Source organism: Marinobacter sp. ELB17, from assembly GCF_000169375.1.
Classification (GTDB): Bacteria; Pseudomonadota; Gammaproteobacteria; order Pseudomonadales; family Oleiphilaceae; genus Marinobacter.
In genome coordinates, this window is sequence record NZ_AAXY01000001.1 from 343,919 (window position 1) to 362,802 (window position 18,884).

Consider the following 18,884-nt stretch of genomic DNA (forward strand, 5'->3'; position numbering starts at 1 on the left):
CAGGCTCTCCGCAGGTGTTATTGAGTGTTAATTCCGCCATGGACGGCAATGGAAACGAATGCGCAAGATGCTAGCACAGAGCGGGTGAATCGACAGCATCGGCGATAATTAACAAAAGGCTAAGCGACAGCCTGAACTTGACCGGGCTACCGGTTGTTGCTATCCAGAAGGTGCTAACGTGCGTTAAGGATGAAAAATCTGTTAGAAAAGCGCTATGATCAGGTCAGGATATTCCAGTGTTAATTTTTAAGGAGGTGCCGCGCAAGCCATGGCCACAATTTTGAAGCCTATTGATGATCGTACCAAACACCTGGATTATTTCCTGTCGCAATGCCATCGCCGTCGTTTCCCGGCAAAAAGCACCATCATTTACGCGGGTGACAAGAGCGACTCGCTGTTTTTCATCGTGAAAGGCTCGGTAACGGTCATTATTGAGGATGAAAACGGGCGTGAAATGATCATGGCCTACCTGAACGTCGGCGACTTCTTTGGCGAGATGGGGCTGTTCGACAACCTGGATTCCCGTAGTGCCTGGGTGAAAGCCAAAACCGAGTGCGAAGTGGCGGAAATCAGTTACACAAAATTCCGTGAGATTGCCCAGCAGGACCCGAAGGTTCTGTATTTCATCGGCGAGCAGGTGGCATCGCGGTTGCGTGAGACCACCCGCAAAGTGGGCGATCTGGCGTTTTTGGATGTTACCGGCCGGGTCGCTCGCACCCTGTTGGACCTGTGCAAGCAACCAGACGCCATGACCCATCCGGATGGTATGCAGATCAAGATTACCCGGCAAGAGATTGGCCGCATTGTGGGCTGCTCCCGCGAAATGGTTGGCCGGGTATTGAAAACCCTGGAAGAGCAGGGCTTGGTGCGGGTAAAAGGCAAGACCATGGTGGTTTACGGTACTCGCTGAGTCGTTTCCCGGCCTTGGCTCTAACGTTGGCCAAACGGGCGGGTCAGTCAGCCAGAGCCGCCGCTTTTATCTGCAGCCATATGGGCTTGCCCGGGGTTAGTTCCAGAGTGTGTACGGAGCGGGTGGTCAAACGCGCCAGAAATGGCGTACTTCCTGCCAGCACCCGCACCAATGACGTGCCCGGGCTTATTTCTTCTGCAATTTCATCGATTCGGCCGTGGATCAGATTCTGGATGCTCTGGTCATGGTTGGCACTGAGCGCCAGGCTGACATCCCTTGCCAGTACCTGAACTCGCACATCGCTGCCTACCGGAATGCGCAGCTCGCTGGGAAGCCACAGTTGGCCGCCGTCAAATTCCGCCAGGCTCAGATGCCACTGGGTATCTTGAGTGGTAATGCGGGCCGGCAGAATAATGGCAGCGCCTTCTTCCAAACCAAAGGGTTGATCGGTGCGCGCCAGGGTCTGTTGTAGAGATCCACTGGCCGTTACCTGCCCCTGGTTCAGCATAACAATGTGATCTGCCAGCCTGGCGACTTCAGCCACCGAGTGGGAGACGTACAAAATTGGAATGGCGAGGGTGTCACGCAGGCGTTCCAGGTAGGGCAGGATTTCCCGCTTGCTGGCCTGGTCCAGTGCTGACAATGGCTCGTCCATCAGCAGCAACTGCGGGCTGGTCAGCAGGGCGCGGGCGATAGCCACCCGTTGGCGCTCACCGCCCGACAGCTTTTGCGGCATACGCTCCAGCAGGTGCGCCAGCCCCAGCCATTCCACCGCCTGGTTAAACTGAATCCGGCGCTGGCTAACGGGCACCCGGCGGTAACCGTAGTCCAGGTTGCGTTCTACCGATAAATGCGGAAATAACGAGGTCTCCTGGAACACGTAAGCCAGCGGACGCTGATGCACGGGGCGACTTTCATGGGCGTTGTGCCAGGTGTCACCGTTCACCACCAGTTCGCCACTGGCCGGTTGCAGCCCGGCGATGCAGCGTAACAGGGTGGTCTTGCCGCAGCCGGAGTGCCCGAACAGCGCAGTTAATCCGCTGCCCGGCAAATTCAGATTCACATTCAGGGTAAAGCCACCGATTTGGCAGTGAAAGCGCGCCAGGATAGTATTATTTACGTTCATTTCATCATCCCCGAGTGCACGCGGCCATTCAGCGAATACAGCGCCACTAACACCACAAACGAGAACACCACCATACCGCCGGCGAGCCAGTGGGCCTGGGTGTATTCAATGGCTTCAACGTGGTCGTAAATGGCCACTGATAACACTTTGGTTTCCCCCGGGATATTGCCGCCAATCATCAGTATCACGCCAAATTCGCCAATAGTGTGGGCAAAGGTGAGTACGGCGGCGGTCAAAAATCCCGGGCGGGCCAGTGGCATCACCACGGTGAAGAATCGGTCCATGGGCGAAGCTCGTAACGTAGCGGCCACTTCCAGAAGCTGATTGTTGATGCCGATAAAGGCGTTTTGCAGGGGTTGCACGGTAAACGGAAGTGAGTAAATCACCGACGCTACCACCAAACCCTCAAAAGTGAATGGCAGTAGCCCAAGGCCCAGCTGTTCGGTAAGTTGCCCTACAACGCCTTTAGGCCCCATCAGCAATAACAGGTAAAAACCCAGTACGGTTGGCGGCAGCACCAAAGGTAAGGCCACCACAGCAGCGATCGGCTGGCGTAGCCAGTGTTGGCTGCGGGCCAGCCACCAGGCAATGGGCGTGCCCACCACCGCCAGTATCAAGGTGGTCATGGTCGCCAGTTTCAGGGTCAGCCACACTGGTTCCCAGTAAGTTGCCATCATCGTTACAGGCCTGTGTTTGCGTTAGTCGGCAATGTCGTAACCGTCGTCTTTTATAACGTTCAGCGCCTGCGGGCTGCGTAAAAATTCCAGCCATTGGCGGGCAACAGGTTTGTCTTTGCCATGATTAAGCAAAACCGCTTGCTGGTCGATGGGTGCGTACATCTGCTGCGGTACCACCCACAGTGTGCCATTGCTGTTTTGCCAGGCATTCACCTGAGACAGCGCCACAAAGCCTGCCTGGGCATTGCTGGTGGCCACAAACTGAAAGGTCTGTGCGATTGAGTTACCGCGCACCAGACGCGGTTGCAGGGCATCCCACAGGCTCAGGTTTTTTAACACCTCCTGCGCGGCCAGGCCATAAGGCGCGGTTTTCGGATTGGCGATGGCCAATCGTTTGAAGTCAGCGCTGGCCAGCCAGCTTTCGGGGTTGCTGAACACGTTGGTCTCCGGGCTCCATAGCGCCAGTTTGCCGCGGGCGTAGGTAAAACGACTACCATTAACCGCGGCGCCGCTGTTTTCCAGCATTTCCGGGCGCGCACTGTCTGCGGCTTGAAACACGTCAAAGGGCGCGCCGTTTTCTATTTGGGCGAAGAGCTTACCGGTGGAGCCATAACTGGCGGCAACTGAGTGACCGGTGGTTTCTTCAAACAAGGCAATAAGGTCACGGGTGGTGTCAGTAAAGTTAGCGGCGACCGCAATGCGTAAAGGTTCGGCGCCGGCCAGGCTGGCCGTAAAGAACAGCAGCGCAGCGGCAACGAAGCGTGAAATCAGGCGACTAAAGGTAAACATGCAGTGAGTCTCTGTATTCTGGTGGATAAAACAAGCTGCGCATCGGGTTTGGCTCACGCGGGTTCCGGTGGTGCCGTTCTTTGCGTATGACAGTTCGCGTATGGCGGTTTGGCAAGAAACCAGCATGAGTGCGATTGGCGCGTTAACATGATGCCATCAAGCGCATCAAAAGACAGGGTAATGGAATGAAATTAAAAAGACTTTTAGTCGTCGCAAGCGCGTTCAGTTCGACGCTTTTTCTAAGCGTCTGCGTCACCACGCCGGGCGCCACTTAAGAGCGGGTTACAACGGACGGTTTGCTGCAGGGTGGCGAATGGGTTGTGGAGGATTTGGGAGGCAAAGGCATTATCGACAGCTCGCATATCAGCAACGTCTTCATGAATGGAAATTGGGTAGTCCGTCCTGCAATCGTTACAGCGGAGAATACCAGCTCAGCGGATCCGGATTCACCGTTGGCGACAACATGGCATCTACTCGAATGGCGTGCCCACCCGCGTTGATGAATCAGGAAGACTATTTCCTGAAGCTGCTTATGAATGTAGGCTAGGCGCGCTTTGGTGATCACGGCGAGCTATTGTTGAGCGCCCCTTCGGGCGAAACCATCCGCGCTTTCCCGTCTGCACCCAAGCCATAGCTCTGATAAATACGCTTGAGCTCACCTGAGGCCCGCAGGTGGCGCACGCCATCGCTGAGAATTCGAGCCAGCGCCTGAGCATGGGGATGAGCCGGCGCAAAGGCGGCATAAACGGGCGCAGCGTAAATGTTGCCAGAACTTCGAAGTTTTGGCAGGTCGGGTCTATTACGCAGTGTCCAGGCCATCACTTGGCGATCTTCAAACAACAGGTTGGCGCGCTTCTGGCCAATCAGCGTAATTGCCCGGGTAAGGGGATGCTCTCCCGAAAGTTCCCAAATAAGATCCTGCTGGTTGCGGTTGTTATTAATATACTGATGGATACCCGGAGCGTAAAAATAATCGGAAATGACCAACAATGTCCGGTTTTCCAGTGATTTCAGGCCTTCGTACGTCCATTGGCTGTCTGGGTGAGCAAAAAACATCGTTTCCGAGTAGCCCAGTGCTTCTTCCGGGAATAAAAAATCGCCGGCGTCGCCGGCAAAAACCCCAATAATGCCGTCCACACGGTGGCTCCGCGCCTGCTGCAGCGCCCGCGCCCAGCTCATATTGACGTAGCTTACGGATATATCCTGAAGAGCGAAGGCCTGGCGGAGAATGTCCACCATATACCCTTCGACGACTGAACCGGCCTCGCAGTTGTGGGGGCACCAAGGATCTGCGGCGAGCACAACTTGACCGGGCAGGGGGTTAAGTTCATTCGCATTTGAAGACTGGGCAACCGCCATGAATAACAGCAAAAATACCAGCAAGGGAAAATAGGGATCGTGGGGCCGGAGTCGACTGTTCATATCAGCTGGGCCAGGATGCGGGGTTTTTTAGTTTAGCGTGTGTTTGGCTTGCTGTCGTTATTCAATTACGCTTGACGAAGTCCTAGCTTCCGACCAGTGTGCACTGGTTCAAATGTCACTTTATTATATTTTGGAGTCCGCCTCAATGATAAAAATCTACGAAACAAAAACCGCACCCAACCCACGGCGTGTGCGAATGTTCATGGCGGAAAAGGGCCTGTTGGACGTCGCTGAATTTGTCGAAATTGATCTGCAAAAAGGCGAAAATCTGACGCCCGAATTTGCCGCCCGCAATCCGTTCAAGAAAGTCCCGGTAATGGAATTGGGCGATGGCACGGCGGTGGCCGAAACCATGGCGATTTGCCGTTATTTTGAGGAAAGCTACCCTGATTCGCCCACATTATTGGGTGACACGGCGTTGGAGAAAACACGGATTGAGCAGTGGCTGCGCTGGATAGATTTTTACTTTTTTATGCCCACAGGCATGTGTTTCCAGCACACCAGCGGGTATTTCAGTGATCGTATGAATCCGATTAAAGAATGGGGCGAGGACTGTGGCAAGGCGGTGGTGTCGTTCATGGCTTTTCTGGATGAGCACTTGGCAGGCAAAGACTACATTTGCTGCGATCGTTTTACGGCTGCGGATATCAACGCGTTTGCCACCGTTGCCTTTGCTCGGGTGGTGAATATCCGTATCGCGGCAGAACACCAGAACCTGCAGGCCTGGTTTGACCGCATCAAGTCACGGCCTTCGGCGAAGGTTTAGGCTCGCTATAAAGCAGCCGGTATTGAATACGGGGCGCCAGCGCCGGGTTCGACACTCACCACGCGGTTGCGACCGCCCTGCTTGGCCAGGTATAGGGCACTGTCGGCGCGCATGATGGTGGTGTCGATGTGTTCGCCGTTGTGATAGCAGGTGACCCCGAAGCTGATTGTTTGCTCGATGCTGTGCCCGCCGGCTGTCATGGGCGCTTCCCCTATAGCGCAGCGCAGCTTTTCAGCGACCGCCAGGGCGCTGTCCCGTTCGGTATCCGGCAGAACCACGAGCAGCTCCTCACCTCCCCAGCGGCACAGGATGTCGCCGGCACGCACATGATCTTGCAGGCGGTTTGCGGTTTCGATCAGCACTTCGTCGCCCACATTATGGCCGTAGCTGTCGTTAACCCGCTTGAATTTGTCCAGATCACCCAATATCAGGCTGAACGGGTGCCCGTGGCGGGCATGACGAGCGACCAGTTGCTCAAGGGATTTATGAATAGCGTGGCGGTTGAGCAGTCCGGTTAGCTGGTCGGTCGACGCCAGGCTTTTGAGCTGCTGCCGGGATAGAAACTCGGAGCGCCGCAGCTGGCTGAGAGAACCGCTGACCACCATGCCCAGAAAAATCATCACCAGCGGGTCAAATAGAAACGGTATGAGCTGTTTGAATTCGAGATCTACAATGGCAAGGGCAGCAAAGAACAGCATCAACGGGATGACAAAAAACGTCCGCCACTGCTCCAGACCGCGTACCGAGAGAATGGACACACCAAAAAAACCGATCATCAAGACATTGGACATCTGGTACAAAGTATCAGGGCTGTAAAGTGCGTGCGCTACAAACAGCGACAGTGACAGGCCCATCACCGATAGCGCGATAACGCGCAGCAGCAAACCTGGGTCTACCTTGGGCTTTTTCGTGTAGTGGACAAACAACGTAAACAGAGCCACCAGCATTACCGGCGCCCGCAGCAAGGTTTCGATGATGTGAATATTGCCGTCGATGCCCCGCTGATCTTGGTTAACCTGATAAATCACGAGAATGACTGTTATTAACCACCCGGCAACCAGTGCGATCTGTTTCTCAACCTGGCGCAGGAAGTCGTCATAAGTGGATTGCCACTTCGGAGGTATGGGCGTGCGGCGAAAGATCACGACAGTTCATCCTTGTGAACAGCGTTCACTGGCATGTATATATTTACGATATTTAACCAAATGTCTGCCGGTTACAACCTCAAGCATTAAATTTTGGTTGAACTGTGTCCGTTAAATACACCGCGTTAGCGAACACTGTGAAAAAGATTATGCAAACAGTTCCTGCAGCTTGGCTCCCGGGTCAGGGGCGCGCATGAATGACTCGCCGATTAGAAAGCCATAAATGCCGCGGCCGGTCATGGTTTCTACGTCGGCGCGGGTCATAATCCCGCTTTCGGTGATGACAAGTCGCTCGGGGCCAATCAACTGGTGCAGGTTAAAGGTGGTTTCCAGTGATACCTCAAAGCTGTGCAGGTCGCGATTGTTAATGCCCACCAGTGGGGTGCTGAGGGTAAGGGCGTCGTCCATTTCTTCGCTGTTGTGAACTTCTACCAGTACGTCGAGGCCTATTTCGTGGGCGATGCCTTCGAGTTCCTGCATCCGGCCTTTGGTCAGGCAGGCGGCAATCAGCAGTATGCAATCGGCGCCGATGCTGCGGGATTCATACACCTGGTAAGGCGATACCATAAAATCTTTTCGGATAACGGGCAGGCTGCAGGCGTTACGAGCGGCCACCATGTAATCTTCGTGGCCCTGGAAGAAGTCGTGGTCGGTGAGCACGGACAGGCAAGTAGCGCCGCCTTTTTCGTAGCTTTCGGCGATCTGCGCCGGCTCGAATGGGTCGCGCAGTACACCTTTGCTGGGCGACGCTTTTTTAATTTCGGCGATAACCGCAGGTTTTGAGGCTTCTATGCGCTGGCGCAGAGCCTTGGCAAAACCGCGAGTGCCGGGCTGGTCGCCGGCTCGTGCTTTCAGGTCGGCCAGGCTGGCGATGCGCTGACGCTGTTCGATTTCCTGCCATTTCCTGTCGACGATTTTGCGCAGGATGGTGGGCGTTTTGTCGTTCTGTGCGTTCATTTTTTTGGGTTCCGTGTTTGTGCTGATCTACTGTTCATCTTGCTTAAAAGCACTGGGAGAGCGTCGCCAGTTCGGTCAGCTTACCGTTGGCCCGACCGGAGCCGATGGCGTCCAGGGCCAGTTGCACGCCTTCTTTGGCGGTGGGTGCCAAACCGGCAATATAAATTGCAGCGCCGGCGTTCAGGGCAATCATGTCGCGGGCTTTTTCAGCGCTTTCGTTGTGGTCGCGGCTAAAGGCGGCCTTGATCAGGGCCAAAGATTCTTCGGCGGTGTTAACGGTCAAGCCAGACAGAGTTTGGCTTTTTATGCCCAGGTCTTCCGGAGTGATTTCATATTCAATGATTTCGCCGTTTTTAAGCTCGGCCACGTAGGTGGTGCTGGCCAGGCTGATTTCGTCCAGGCCGTCTTTTGAGGCCACCACCATGATGTGTTCAGAGCCGAGTTTTTGCAGCACTTCGGCCATGGGGCGGCACAGGGCTTTGCTGAAAACACCCACCAACTGGCGTTTTACGCCGGCGGGGTTGGTCATAGGCCCGAGGATGTTGAACAGGGTGCGGCAGCCCAGTTCTTTGCGCGGGCCTATGGCGTGTTTCATGGCGCCGTGGTGGGCCGGGGCGAACATAAAGCCAACGCCGACCTGTTCAACGCAGCGGGCGACCTGTTCCGGTGTTAAATTCAGGTTGATTCCGGCCTGTTCGATTAGATCGGCGCTGCCACTTTTTGAAGACACCGCCCGGTTGCCGTGTTTGGCTACAAAGCCGCCGGCTGCAGCCACGACAAAGGCGGCCGCGGAAGAGACGTTGAACAGGTTGGCGCCGTCGCCGCCGGTGCCGACTATGTCGACCAAGGGTTCGACATTGACGTTTACACCGGACACCAGTTCGCGCATGACTTCTACCGCGCCGGTAATTTCATCCACGGTTTCGCTCTTTATGCGCAGGCCCATCAGCAGGGCGCCAATTTGGGCGTTGGTGGCTTCGCCGTTCATGACGATGCGCATCACCTGTTTCATTTCGTCACGGGACATGTCGAGATTTTCAGCGACCCGGTTCAGTGCGTCTTTCATATCCATTACGTCAGCCTTTTTGTTCGGTTCGCAGGAAGTTGCGCAGCAGTTCGTGGCCCTGTTCACTCATGATGGATTCGGGGTGAAACTGGACGCCTTCCACGGCCAGGGTTTTGTGGCGCACACCCATGATTTCTTCCACGCTTCCGTCGTTGTTGCGGGTCCAGGCGGTTACCTCCAAACAATCCGGCAGGGTGGCCTGTTCAATCACCAGGCTGTGGTAGCGGGTGGCCTGCAGCGGGTTGTTCAGGCCGCGGAATACGCCTTTGCTGTGATGGTAAACCGGGGACACTTTGCCGTGCATGACTCGGCCGGCCCGAATCACCTGGCCGCCGAACACCTGGCCGATAGCCTGGTGGCCAAGGCAGATGCCCAATATGGGAATTTTGCCGGCGAAATGGCGGATAACGTCCATAGAGATGCCGGCTTCGCTGGGGGTACAGGGGCCGGGGGAAATCACCAGCCGTTCCGGGTTCAGCGCTTCAATCTGCTCCACGGTGATTTCGTCGTTGCGATGTACCTGCACGTCGGCACCCAGCTCGGCCAGGTACTGCACCACGTTGTAGGTGAAGGAGTCATAGTTGTCGATCATTAAAAGCATAATCTGTCCCTCGCCTTAGTGGTCAAAGTCGTTGTAGGTCATGGCGACGGCGCGGAAAATGGCGCGGCCTTTGTTCATGGTTTCTTTCCATTCCAGGCGTGGTACAGAATCTGCGACTATACCGGCGCCGGCCTGTATGTGCAGGGTGTTGTCTTTGATCACCGCGGTGCGGATGGCGATGGCGGTGTCCATGTTGCCGTTGAACGACAAATAGCCTACGGCGCCGCCATACACGCCGCGTTTGACCGGCTCCAGCTCGTCAATGATTTCCATGGCGCGGGTTTTTGGTGCGCCGCTTAATGTGCCGGCAGGCAGGGTAGCTTTTAGTACATCAAGGCAGCTGATGCCGTCTTTTACCTGGCCGGTGACGTTCGATACGATGTGCATTACATGGGAGTAGCGCTCAACAGCCATTTTCTCGGTCAGCCGTACGGTGCCGGTTTCCGATACCCGGCCCGCGTCGTTGCGGCCCAGGTCAATCAGCATCAGGTGTTCGGCAATTTCTTTTGGGTCAGCCAGCAGTTCGGCTTCCAGGGCGCGGTCTTCAGCTTCGGTGGCGCCGCGTTTGCGGGTGCCGGCGATGGGCCGCACGGTCACTTCGCGGTCTTCCATGCGCGCCAGAATTTCCGGTGATGAACCCACAATGTGGAAGTCGTCCAGATCCAGAAAGTACATGTACGGCGAAGGATTCATTATTCGCAGCGAGCGGTACAGATTCAGCGGCGGCGCCTCAAACGGAATCGACATGCGTTGGGAAATGACGGTTTGCATCACGTCGCCATCCAGCACGTAGTCCTTGATGGTGTCCACGGCGGCTTCAAATTTTTCCTGGCTGAAGCCGGACACGAACTCGCTTTCATCCACGGTTTTGCCGCGCAGATGAGCCGGGGTTTTTGGTGTTTGAGCGGTGTTTTGGCGTAACTGCTGTTCCAGTTGATCCAGGCGCTTCTGGGCCTGTTCAAAGGCGCCTTCGTTTGCCGGGTTTACGTGAACAATCAGGTGCAGTTTGCCGCGCAGGTTGTCGAACACCACCAGTTCGTTAGACACCATTAGCAGGATGTCCGGGGTGCCAATGCGGTCTGGCGGGCAGCTGTTGGCCAGGCGTTTCTCAATGTAGCGCACGGTGTCGTAGCCAAAGTAGCCCACCAGGCCACCGTTGAATCGTGGCAGTTCGGCCAGGTCAGGGGCGTGGAAGCGTTCCTGATAGCTGGCGATGAAAGCCAGGGGGTCTTTCACCTCGCTGCTCTCTACCAGTTCACCATGGCGGCGGATTTCAATACGGTGATCGAAGACTTTCAGTACTTCCTGGCTGGGCAAGCCAATGATGGAATAACGGCCCCATTTTTCCCCGCCCTGAACGGATTCGAACAGGTAGGAATAAGGCCCGCTGGCCAGTTTCAGGTAGGTGCTTAATGGCGTGTCCATGTCCGCCAGTACTTCACGGTACACAGGGATACGGTTGAAGCCGGCTTGTGCCAGTTCGTGAAAATGTTCGGGGGTCATGATCGGGCTTCCTATATTCTGCGAGGTTACAAAAGCTCGCTCAGGGAATCAACCACGGCATTGGCTCCCAGTGCCTGCACGGGGTTGCCAAAGTTGTAGCCGTAAGTAACGGCCACGCACGAAATGCCAGCGGCTTTGGCGGCCTGCACATCGGCGGCCGAGTCGCCGACCATTACTGTAGTGGCTTGCCGGCCGTTTAGTTTTTCCATGGCGTACAGCAAAGGTTCCGGGTCAGGCTTTTTACTGGCCAGAGTGTCGCCCCCTATGATCAGCTTAAAATAACCGTCGAGTTTCAGCTGTTTCAACAAGGGTGCAACAAACTGCTCGGGTTTGTTGGTGACGATCGCCATCGGGCAGTTCATTTGCTGCAATCGATTCAGGCATTCTATTACGCCTGGGTACACCTTGGCATACTGGCCGTTGGCTATTTCATAGTGCTGGAAGAACAGCGTCATAGCCTCCTCGAATAGGGCTTCATCGGCGGCGCTGGCCGGCTGCCAGTCGGCTTTTCCTGCCAGCGCGCGGCGGATCAGAATAGCGGCGCCGTGGCCTACCCACTGGCGCACCTGATCAATGCCCGCAGGTGGGCGATCCAGCCGTTCCAGGGTTTGGTCAACGGCAGCGGCCAAGTCCAGCGCGCTATCAACCAGGGTACCATCCAGATCAAACAGGGCGGCGGCTGGCCAGCGTGTGTTAAAAAGACCTTTCAGAGTCATGGCAGGTTCCGTTCAAAAGCCCAGAATTTTACTGGCGTGTTCAAGTTCGGCGCGCATGGCGTCAATGGTGGCCTTGTAATCATCGGTATTGAAAATGGCTGAACCGGCAACAAAGGTATCGGCACCCGCTTCGGCAATTTCGCGGATATTGTCTGTTTTTACTCCGCCATCTATTTCAAGGCGGATATTGTAATCGCTGGCGTCTATACGCTTGCGCGCTTCGCGCAGTTTATCCAGGGTGCCGGGGATGAACTTCTGGCCGCCAAAACCAGGGTTTACCGACATCACCAGAACCATGTCGAGCTTGTCCATCACATAGTCCATGTACTGGAGCGACGTTGCAGGATTAAACACCAGCCCGGCTTTGCAGCCGCCATCGCGGATCAGCTGCAAAGAACGGTCAACGTGCTGGGACGCTTCCGGGTGGAAGGTAATATAGCTGGCGCCGGCATCCATGAACTTGCGAATCAGGTCGTCCACCGGAGACACCATCAGGTGTACGTCAATGGGCGCGGTAACGCCGTGTTTGCGCAGTGCCTCGCAGACCATTGGGCCGATGGTCAGATTGGGCACGTAATGATTGTCCATAACATCAAAATGCACCACGTCGGCACCGGCGGCCAATACGTTGTCCACTTCTTCGCCCAGACGGGCAAAATCGGCAGAAAGGATGGAGGGTGCGATCAGGTACGGATTCATGGTTCGCCTCTGGCTGTCGGCCGGAACGGTTCCGGCATTTCGGTATGGTTGGTGTTGCGCACGGCTGCGACTGCTAGTCTATCAGCTCACAAGAGTTTTTCGCAGCGAGATAGCGCAATGGGTGGCAATGTAAGTGATGGATAAACGTTTGTTGTTAAACGCTGGCCTGCGGTCCGTTGGGTGCAGTTTCAGGCTTCAGGCAATGCTGTTGTCATTTACCGGATTGTTGGTCATGTCTGCCCCGTCTTTGACTCAGGCGCAAGATGAGCCTGCCGATGCGGTTCAGACCCGTGATGATGTCGCCGCTGCCGATGAGGCAGCAGAGCCAAATTCTAATCCCGACGACAAAGCGGCGCAACCAGCTGACGACCGGCCACAACGGGCCAGCGTGGTAACCGGCCAGGGCACCATGGCACTGCAGCAGCAGTGGCCTCAGTCTGCGGTGTGGCTCGAGGTCGATGGCGCCGACGGCACGCCAACTTCTGTGCTGTCGCTGGTTTTCACGCCACTGAAAAATGCAGCAACCATTGCTGTTGTGGTGTTGGCAGATGAAGGCCATAACGCAGGTGAAGGATTTGTGACCGCCTTTGCTGGAAGCCTGGCTGACCGGGGGCTGGCAGCTCTTACGCTAGGCCTGAGGGCGCCGGCGGGGGGGTTGAAACAGGTGATGGAGCGCGAACTGCCGCTACCTGAAGCATCGCCTGCTGTGTCAGCTGCAGATGAAGCCCAGGCACCACAGCCGGTGGCGGCCCAGGTTGCCGGGACGTCCTCAAACGCAAACCCAGATCCAGACCCTATGCTGATTGACGTAATGGCGGGCACCGAATTGTTTGAGGCGGAGTTGCAGTATCGCCAGGAAGTGGCTGCGCAGTTGCGGGCGGCCGTTGGCTATCTGAAACGCGAAGGTTACCAGAAAGTGGTGATTGTGGGCGTTGGCCGGGGCGCCAATTTTGCCACTGCATTGCCAGAGTTGGCCGACAGCGCAGGTCTGGTTTGGCTGTTGCCCAGATTTTATCCTCGTGACCTTAACGTGTTGGCAGAACGTTTTACCGAAACTCCCCGCTTACGTGTACTAGATGTACAGGCTGCGCTGGGTAACCGGTCGCAGAGCGCGATGCAGCGCACGACTGTTATGAACCAGGTTGAGGTTGCGCAGTACCAGCGCCAGCGAGTAACGGTGCAAGAGCCTGTGCAAGCGCGGCAAGGTGACGCTTTGGCCAGCCGCCTGGCGGCGTGGATAAAAGCGGACAACAAGCCGGATATGGATTAGCAGACTGCTTGGCGCCAAGCGCAGCGGTCGAACGAGCTATGGCATCACCATTATAATGGCTTATGGCGTTGTTTAATGAATTCCCAGGCTTGCTGATAGCGTAGCAGGCGTTCTTTTGCGGCCGCCAGTTCGGCGTGGGTAAGTTGTTGCTGGGCGAGTTTGTCCGGATGTATTGAAGAAACTTTGCGGCGCCAAATACGTTTGGCCTCTTGTAGAGAATCGTGACGAGTAATGCCCAGAATCTCGCAAGCGTCTTGGTAGCTTTTTGGTGCCGGGGGTAGGGTCGCCGCTTGCGGCCACACCTGGGCGGCGTAATGGTCGAAGATGTCATCGCTTACGCCTACCGGCAAACCACTCTGCACTATGGCGTCTTCACAACGGTAACGTCGCGCCTGTGATGGCCGGCCATGCAGTTGTGCGCTGTGGCACAGGCAAATGGCCAACATGACAGCCCGCTGTGCCAATAGGGGCGTAACCATTTTTAGCCACCAAGCCTTCAACGGCCCAAGCTGACCCGTGGTTTTGCCTTGGGTGAACCAGTGAACGGCGCGTTTACGCTGGCGCCGATTCAGGCTTAATGCGGCCATCAGCGCCTCGGCGTAGTGAATGTCTGCCTTACCGATTGTGCCTTCTGCCTTGGCAATATGGCCGAGGAAAAAGAACAGATAGCGCTGACCGAAAAGCGGTAGCCGCTGCTGCTCAAGCAGTTCTTCAGCCTGATTCTGGCAGTGTGTAAGTCGCGGGAGGAGATAGCGCAGCGCGTTATCGAGCCGCCGTGATGCCGGGCGTCTTTTTACCATCGGGAACCTCGAAACCCTCGAGAGCTTGGCGCGCGCAGTTGCTGGTCAAGCCAGCTGAGGCGTTCCGGTGTACCTACATCCAGCCATTGACCGCCATGATAGACGCCTTTCACTCGGTTTGCCGCGGCGGCTTGCTGCAATAATGGCCCGAGTTTGCCGGATTGGTCTGTTAACCCTGCAAACAGCCGGCGGTTAAGCAGGCTAACGCCGGTAAATGTAAGCCTGGGTGAGGTTTTAGCACAGCTGATACGGCCATCGGGCTTTAGTGTAAAGTCCCCTTGCGGGTTGTGTGCGGGGTTGTCGGTGAGTACCAGCAACGCGTCGGCATTGCCGGGTGGTTTCAACCCGAGCAAATCGAAATCGCACCAGATGTCGCCGTTAATCACCACGAACCAGTCATCGCTGGCGTCGGTCAGCATGGGCAGCGCGCGAACAATGCCGCCGGCGGTTTCCAGCGGTTCGCCTTCGCGGGAATAACTCAGCTTCAAGCCAAAGGCGTCGCCCTTGCCCAGCGCCTTTGCAATCTGCTCGCCAAGCCAGGCCAGGTTGATAACAACGTCGTTAAAGCCGCTGTGCGCAAGGCGCTGCAGGTGGTAGTGAATCAGCGGTTGCCCGCCGGCTTGCAGCAGCGGTTTTGGTGTGTGCAGGGTCAGCGGACGCATGCGTTCGCCTTTGCCCGCGGCTAGAATCATGGCTTTCATGGCTGGTGCGCGCCGGGCACTGGGCCCAAGTTGGCTTCTACCGCCGGTACCACAGTGTTCAACAGCCAGTCATGGAAGGGGCGCAAAGCCGGCTGGTGGCCGCTCGCACTGCACAGATACCCAAGGGTGCGGGGAATGTCATTGAGGTAGTCCGGCTTGCCATCGCGCAGCGCCAGGCGGGCAAAAATACCCGCGGCTTTCAGGTGGCGTTGCATGCCCATCAGTTCGAACCATTGGCGGAAGGTGGCAGCATCAGCGCTGTGCAGGCCGGCGTTGAGGCTGCTCTGGCGATAGCTTTCCAGCCAGTTCTGAACACGCTCGTGAGGCCACTGCACGTAGCAGTCCTTCAGCAGCGACACCAGGTCATAGGTGACAGGCCCCATGACCGCATCCTGAAAATCAATGACGCCGGGGCGATCGTCGTTGCCCGTTACCAGCAGATTGCGGGAGTGGTAGTCACGGTGCACCGGCACCTTTGGCTGTGCATTGGCACTTTCCCTCAGCAGGGTAAATGTGTTGCTTAGCATGGCAAGATCGCTGTCGTTCAGTTCTAGCCCTAGTTGGCGCTGTAGCAGCCAGTCGCGGAACAGTGCCATTTCCCTATCCAGTAAATCGTTGCTATAAGCCGCCAGCGGGTAGTCAGGGTTGTCGGGTAGTTGTTGAATGCGCAGAAGTTCTGCCAGTGCGTTGCCGTAAAGTTTGTCTGTGTTAGCCGTGTTGAGCTGACCCAGCAACAGGCGATCGCCAAAATCCTCCATCAGAAGAAGACCCTGGGCCAGATCTTGCTGCACAATGGCGGGCACTTTAACGCCCTGACTACGCCAATGTTGAGCTAAGGTAACAAAAGGCTGGCAGTCTTCGTGCTCGGGTGGTGCGTCCATCACAATAAACGCCTGATCGGCTTGCGCTCCTTGTGCCCTTTCCACCCCCCGCGCCTCTTGCCAATCAGCGCTGCGCCATACTCGAAAATAACGCCGGAAACTGGCATCGCCGGCTACAGGCGCCACGGCGGTGTTTGCAAGGCCGGGGAATTGACTGACCCAGCGGGTCAGCAGTTGCAGACGGTGGTCCATGGCGCGCGGGTTTCCTTAAAGGGTACAAGGCCGGTCCCCGCAGCTTGGATGCGGGCTTCTGGAGCACTAAACTACGAAGATCCGCGGTTGGAGTAAAGCCTGCTGCAACGGCGACTGAAAGAAAGTTAAGCTCGCCCGGCGGGGGTTTCCGTTAACAAGCCGGGGGGCGCCGTGTAAACTGTTGAATCTCTCACCCACTGACCACAGGATAACGGCCACCGTGTTATTGCGTAATCACCCACGGCAGCATTCGTTTGGCCGCTTGCCGCGCTTGTTGGTCTGTCTGCTGAGCGGCGGAATCTTGGGTTGTGGCGGTTTGGCTGCGGCAGCTCAACCGGCGCCATCGGCGTCTGAAATAGACTGGCGGCTGCGCGAGCAACTGCCTGTCAGCGCCCAAACGCGCCTGCCGTCTTTTTGCGAGGGTGGTTATTTACCGGGCGGGAACACGGTTGAAGGCAGTGCTGCGATGGTGTCGCAGCAAAGTGGTGCTGGGCAGCCACTGCAAGCCAGCGGCCTGACGGCGCGCTATGAAATCGACAATGAATTGTACCTGCAGGGCGACGTGCGACTGCGCCAGGGCAGCTTTCAGGTGTCCGGTACCGAGGCTCGATACCGCCAAGCAGAGGGCCAGGTGGCCATCACCGGTCCCTTGACAAGCCGCGGCGAAGGTTTTTTGCTGACAGGTGATTCCGCTAATTACAACGTCGAAAGCGGTCGCTTAGACATCAATACCGCAACCTTTTTGCTGCACGGGCCGGAGATGCGCGGCCATGCACAGAGCCTGGCCCGAATCGGCGATAACGAAGTTCTCATCAGCCAGGGGCTGTTAACTACCTGTGGCCCGCAGCAGAACGACTGGGCGCTTGTGGCGCAGGAGATCCGTTTGGATCAGGCCAAAGGTTTTGGCACCGCCAAACATTTGCGACTGGAAGTATTAGATGTGCCGGTGTTTTATTGGCCATGGGTTAGTTTTCCTATCGATGACCGTCGCAAGAGCGGGTTTTTGTATCCGGGATTTGGTACTTCCAACGCCGGCAGCGGTGGTTTTGTGGCGCTGCCTTATTACCTGAACCTGGCGCCCAACTACGATGCCACCATTACGCCCCAGTTCATTGGTGGTCGCGGTCTGTTTACTGAAGTGGAAGGCCGCTATCTGAGTAGCTATGGTGAAACCTCGTTGCAGCTGGGCTATATCGATAACGATACCTTTTTCCGCGATGAAAATCCGGGCGAGAATGGCCAGCGCTGGGCGCTGGATGCCACCACCGAAGCGGCCTTGGGCCGAGGCTGGACGGGGTACGGCGATTTTTCAGTGGTCAGCGATGACGATTACCTGAGCGACCTGAATCGCAGCCTGGATATCAGCCAGGCGACTCACCTTCAGCGCCGCATTGGCGTGCGCTATCAGGATTCCAGTCAGTACTTCGACGCGTATCTGAACGATTACCAGACGGTGGCGACGCGCATCGCCGACGTGAACCGACCTTACGCCCAGTTACCGGAGGTTCTGTATTCGGCCCTGATGGATGCCGGCGCCTTGGAGTTGGGCGTTGAAAGTCAGTACACCTATTTCCAACGCGACAATGACAACCTGAGCGGCCTGGATCGTGCCAATGGCCAGCGCTTTCGCCTGATACCAGAACTGGCTTTGCCGATGCGCGCGCTTTGGGGTTACAGTCGGCCTTCCCTCAGCGTGGACTACACCCGTTATCAACTAGAAGACTACACCTTGGGTAGCGGTAATCTAGAACGCACGGTGCCGGTGGTTCAGTGGGATAACGGTTTGTATTTTGATCGCCAGGGCAGATTGTTTGATATACCTTTTAACCAGACTCTGGAACCGCGGTTTTATTACGCTTGGGCCGACGCCGACGCCGACCAGAATGACATCCCTGATTTTGACACTGATTTGAAGTCTTTCCGCTTTGACCAACTGTTTCAGCGCAACCGCTTTACCGGTGGCGACCGGGTAGGCGACACCAATCAGTTAACGGTGGCACTGACAAGCCGTTTTAACGATCTGCAGACCGGTGCCGAACGCGCTCGTTTTAGCCTGGGCCAGATCCAGTATTTTGAAGATCGAGACGTCAGCCTGTTTGGCGTGGGCGCGGAAGACCGCAGCCGATCGCCGATGGCAGCTGAAGTGGTGCTGAGCCCGCTGGATACTCTGGAAATTCGCAGTTCCCTGCTGTGGGATCCAGACGCCAACCAAACCGAGGAAGGCCGCAGTCAGTTAACCTTCCATTCTCGCGATTACCGCTATCTGGCCAGCGTGGGCCACACTTACAGCAAGGGCACTACCGCGGCAACCCAGCTGGAACAGGCCGATGTGGGCGTGGTGTTCCCGGTCAGCAACCGCCTGAGCCTGATTGGGCGTTGGGTGCACGACACCGATCTGGACCGTACCGTGGGTTCGCTGGCGGGAGTGGAATACAATAATTGTTGCTGGAGTCTGCAGCTCGTACACCAGAATTTCTTTACCGACGATCAAGAACTGGACAGCCGTATACTGTTCCAGATTCAGCTTAAAGGCCTGGGGGGCACCGGCGGCGCCTCTACCAGCATTGCTGACGCCATTTATGGTTTTGATGAGCGCGAACGCCGCCGCTTTAGCGCGCCGTAACACAATTTTGGAGCTTTTAAACGCTATGCCACTGTTTAAC

Annotated in this window: 19 protein-coding genes; 5 read left to right on the top strand and 14 right to left on the bottom strand. The window is 56.4% G+C overall.

Translation table 11 applies throughout. The annotated features are described in order from the left end of the window. Nucleotides 1-268: 268 nt before the first annotated feature. Nucleotides 269-910: a cAMP-activated global transcriptional regulator CRP gene (gene crp / locus MELB17_RS01660; protein ID WP_007348385.1), complete on the top strand. Its 642-nt coding sequence runs from the start codon at nucleotides 269-271 to the stop codon at nucleotides 908-910. A 43-nt stretch (nucleotides 911-953) separates the two neighbouring features. Here the strand turns inward: crp and modC are convergent, their stop codons facing one another. The 3 genes from modC to modA are packed head-to-tail and all read right to left on the bottom strand — an operon-like array spanning nucleotide 954 to nucleotide 3,502. After that, nucleotides 954-2,036 (bottom strand): molybdenum ABC transporter ATP-binding protein, encoded by a 1,083-nt coding sequence (modC, locus tag MELB17_RS01665; RefSeq protein WP_007348386.1) that lies wholly within the window; start codon nucleotides 2,034-2,036, stop codon nucleotides 954-956. Beyond that, nucleotides 2,033-2,713 carry a molybdate ABC transporter permease subunit gene (modB, locus tag MELB17_RS01670; RefSeq protein ID WP_007348387.1) on the bottom strand — a complete coding sequence of 227 codons (681 nt, stop codon included), beginning with the start codon at nucleotides 2,711-2,713 and terminating at the stop codon, nucleotides 2,033-2,035. The genes modC and modB overlap by 4 nt, the downstream gene beginning before the upstream one ends. A 21-nt stretch (nucleotides 2,714-2,734) precedes the next feature. After that, the gene (modA, locus tag MELB17_RS01675; protein ID WP_036183110.1) at nucleotides 2,735-3,502 is read right to left on the bottom strand and encodes a molybdate ABC transporter substrate-binding protein; all 768 of its coding nucleotides are present in this window, start codon (nucleotides 3,500-3,502) and stop codon (nucleotides 2,735-2,737) included. 313 nt (nucleotides 3,503-3,815) lie between these two features. Between modA and MELB17_RS26400 the strand changes: the two genes are divergently transcribed. Next, the gene (locus MELB17_RS26400) at nucleotides 3,816-4,049 is read left to right on the top strand and encodes an META domain-containing protein (protein ID WP_083796326.1); all 234 of its coding nucleotides are present in this window, start codon (nucleotides 3,816-3,818) and stop codon (nucleotides 4,047-4,049) included. Nucleotides 4,050-4,063: 14 nt separating this feature from the next. Here the strand turns inward: MELB17_RS26400 and MELB17_RS01680 are convergent, their stop codons facing one another. Continuing rightward, complete coding sequence (locus MELB17_RS01680) at nucleotides 4,064-4,924, bottom strand: substrate-binding periplasmic protein (protein ID WP_007348390.1); 861 nt, start codon at nucleotides 4,922-4,924, stop codon at nucleotides 4,064-4,066. A 145-nt stretch (nucleotides 4,925-5,069) separates the two neighbouring features. On the opposite strand from MELB17_RS01680, the gene MELB17_RS01685 reads away from it, so the two are divergent. Further along, complete coding sequence (locus tag MELB17_RS01685; RefSeq protein ID WP_007348391.1) at nucleotides 5,070-5,690, top strand: glutathione S-transferase family protein; 621 nt, start codon at nucleotides 5,070-5,072, stop codon at nucleotides 5,688-5,690. Between the two features lie 5 nt (nucleotides 5,691-5,695). Here the strand turns inward: MELB17_RS01685 and MELB17_RS01690 are convergent, their stop codons facing one another. The 7 genes from MELB17_RS01690 to rpe form a co-directional block, all read right to left on the bottom strand. Then, nucleotides 5,696-6,835, bottom strand: a complete 1,140-nt coding sequence (locus tag MELB17_RS01690) for a GGDEF domain-containing protein (protein ID WP_007348392.1) — start codon at nucleotides 6,833-6,835, stop codon at nucleotides 5,696-5,698. A 147-nt stretch (nucleotides 6,836-6,982) separates the two neighbouring features. Next, nucleotides 6,983-7,792, bottom strand: a complete 810-nt coding sequence (gene trpC, locus MELB17_RS01695) for an indole-3-glycerol phosphate synthase TrpC (protein ID WP_007348393.1) — start codon at nucleotides 7,790-7,792, stop codon at nucleotides 6,983-6,985. A 43-nt stretch (nucleotides 7,793-7,835) separates the two neighbouring features. Beyond that, complete coding sequence (gene trpD / locus MELB17_RS01700) at nucleotides 7,836-8,864, bottom strand: anthranilate phosphoribosyltransferase (RefSeq protein WP_007348394.1); 1,029 nt, start codon at nucleotides 8,862-8,864, stop codon at nucleotides 7,836-7,838. Between the two features lie 4 nt (nucleotides 8,865-8,868). Beyond that, the gene (locus MELB17_RS01705; protein ID WP_007348395.1) at nucleotides 8,869-9,459 is read right to left on the bottom strand and encodes an anthranilate synthase component II; all 591 of its coding nucleotides are present in this window, start codon (nucleotides 9,457-9,459) and stop codon (nucleotides 8,869-8,871) included. A 15-nt stretch (nucleotides 9,460-9,474) separates the two neighbouring features. Further along, nucleotides 9,475-10,962: an anthranilate synthase component I gene (gene trpE, locus MELB17_RS01710; RefSeq protein WP_007348396.1), complete on the bottom strand. Its 1,488-nt coding sequence runs from the start codon at nucleotides 10,960-10,962 to the stop codon at nucleotides 9,475-9,477. A 26-nt stretch (nucleotides 10,963-10,988) separates the two neighbouring features. Further along, nucleotides 10,989-11,678 (bottom strand): phosphoglycolate phosphatase, encoded by a 690-nt coding sequence (locus MELB17_RS01715; protein WP_007348397.1) that lies wholly within the window; start codon nucleotides 11,676-11,678, stop codon nucleotides 10,989-10,991. A gap of 12 nt (nucleotides 11,679-11,690) precedes the next feature. Then, nucleotides 11,691-12,377, bottom strand: coding sequence for a ribulose-phosphate 3-epimerase (gene rpe, locus MELB17_RS01720; protein ID WP_007348398.1), 687 nt, complete (start codon nucleotides 12,375-12,377; stop codon nucleotides 11,691-11,693). A 232-nt stretch (nucleotides 12,378-12,609) separates the two neighbouring features. Here rpe and MELB17_RS01725 point away from each other — a divergent pair, with 232 nt between their 5' ends. Further along, complete coding sequence (locus MELB17_RS01725; RefSeq protein ID WP_227498757.1) at nucleotides 12,610-13,647, top strand: DUF3530 family protein; 1,038 nt, start codon at nucleotides 12,610-12,612, stop codon at nucleotides 13,645-13,647. Between the two features lie 50 nt (nucleotides 13,648-13,697). On the opposite strand, the gene MELB17_RS01730 is transcribed toward MELB17_RS01725, so the two are convergent. The 3 genes from MELB17_RS01730 to MELB17_RS01740 are packed head-to-tail and all read right to left on the bottom strand — an operon-like array spanning nucleotide 13,698 to nucleotide 16,221. Further along, complete coding sequence (locus MELB17_RS01730; protein ID WP_007348400.1) at nucleotides 13,698-14,447, bottom strand: hypothetical protein; 750 nt, start codon at nucleotides 14,445-14,447, stop codon at nucleotides 13,698-13,700. Beyond that, complete coding sequence (gene murU, locus MELB17_RS01735; RefSeq protein ID WP_007348401.1) at nucleotides 14,441-15,148, bottom strand: N-acetylmuramate alpha-1-phosphate uridylyltransferase MurU; 708 nt, start codon at nucleotides 15,146-15,148, stop codon at nucleotides 14,441-14,443. Before murU ends, MELB17_RS01730 begins: the two co-directional genes overlap by 7 nt. After that, complete coding sequence (locus MELB17_RS01740) at nucleotides 15,145-16,221, bottom strand: aminoglycoside phosphotransferase family protein (RefSeq protein ID WP_007348402.1); 1,077 nt, start codon at nucleotides 16,219-16,221, stop codon at nucleotides 15,145-15,147. Before MELB17_RS01740 ends, murU begins: the two co-directional genes overlap by 4 nt. A gap of 220 nt (nucleotides 16,222-16,441) precedes the next feature. On the opposite strand from MELB17_RS01740, the gene MELB17_RS01745 reads away from it, so the two are divergent. Beyond that, the gene (locus MELB17_RS01745) at nucleotides 16,442-18,844 is read left to right on the top strand and encodes an LPS-assembly protein LptD (RefSeq protein WP_007348403.1); all 2,403 of its coding nucleotides are present in this window, start codon (nucleotides 16,442-16,444) and stop codon (nucleotides 18,842-18,844) included. Nucleotides 18,845-18,884 lie beyond the last annotated feature (40 nt).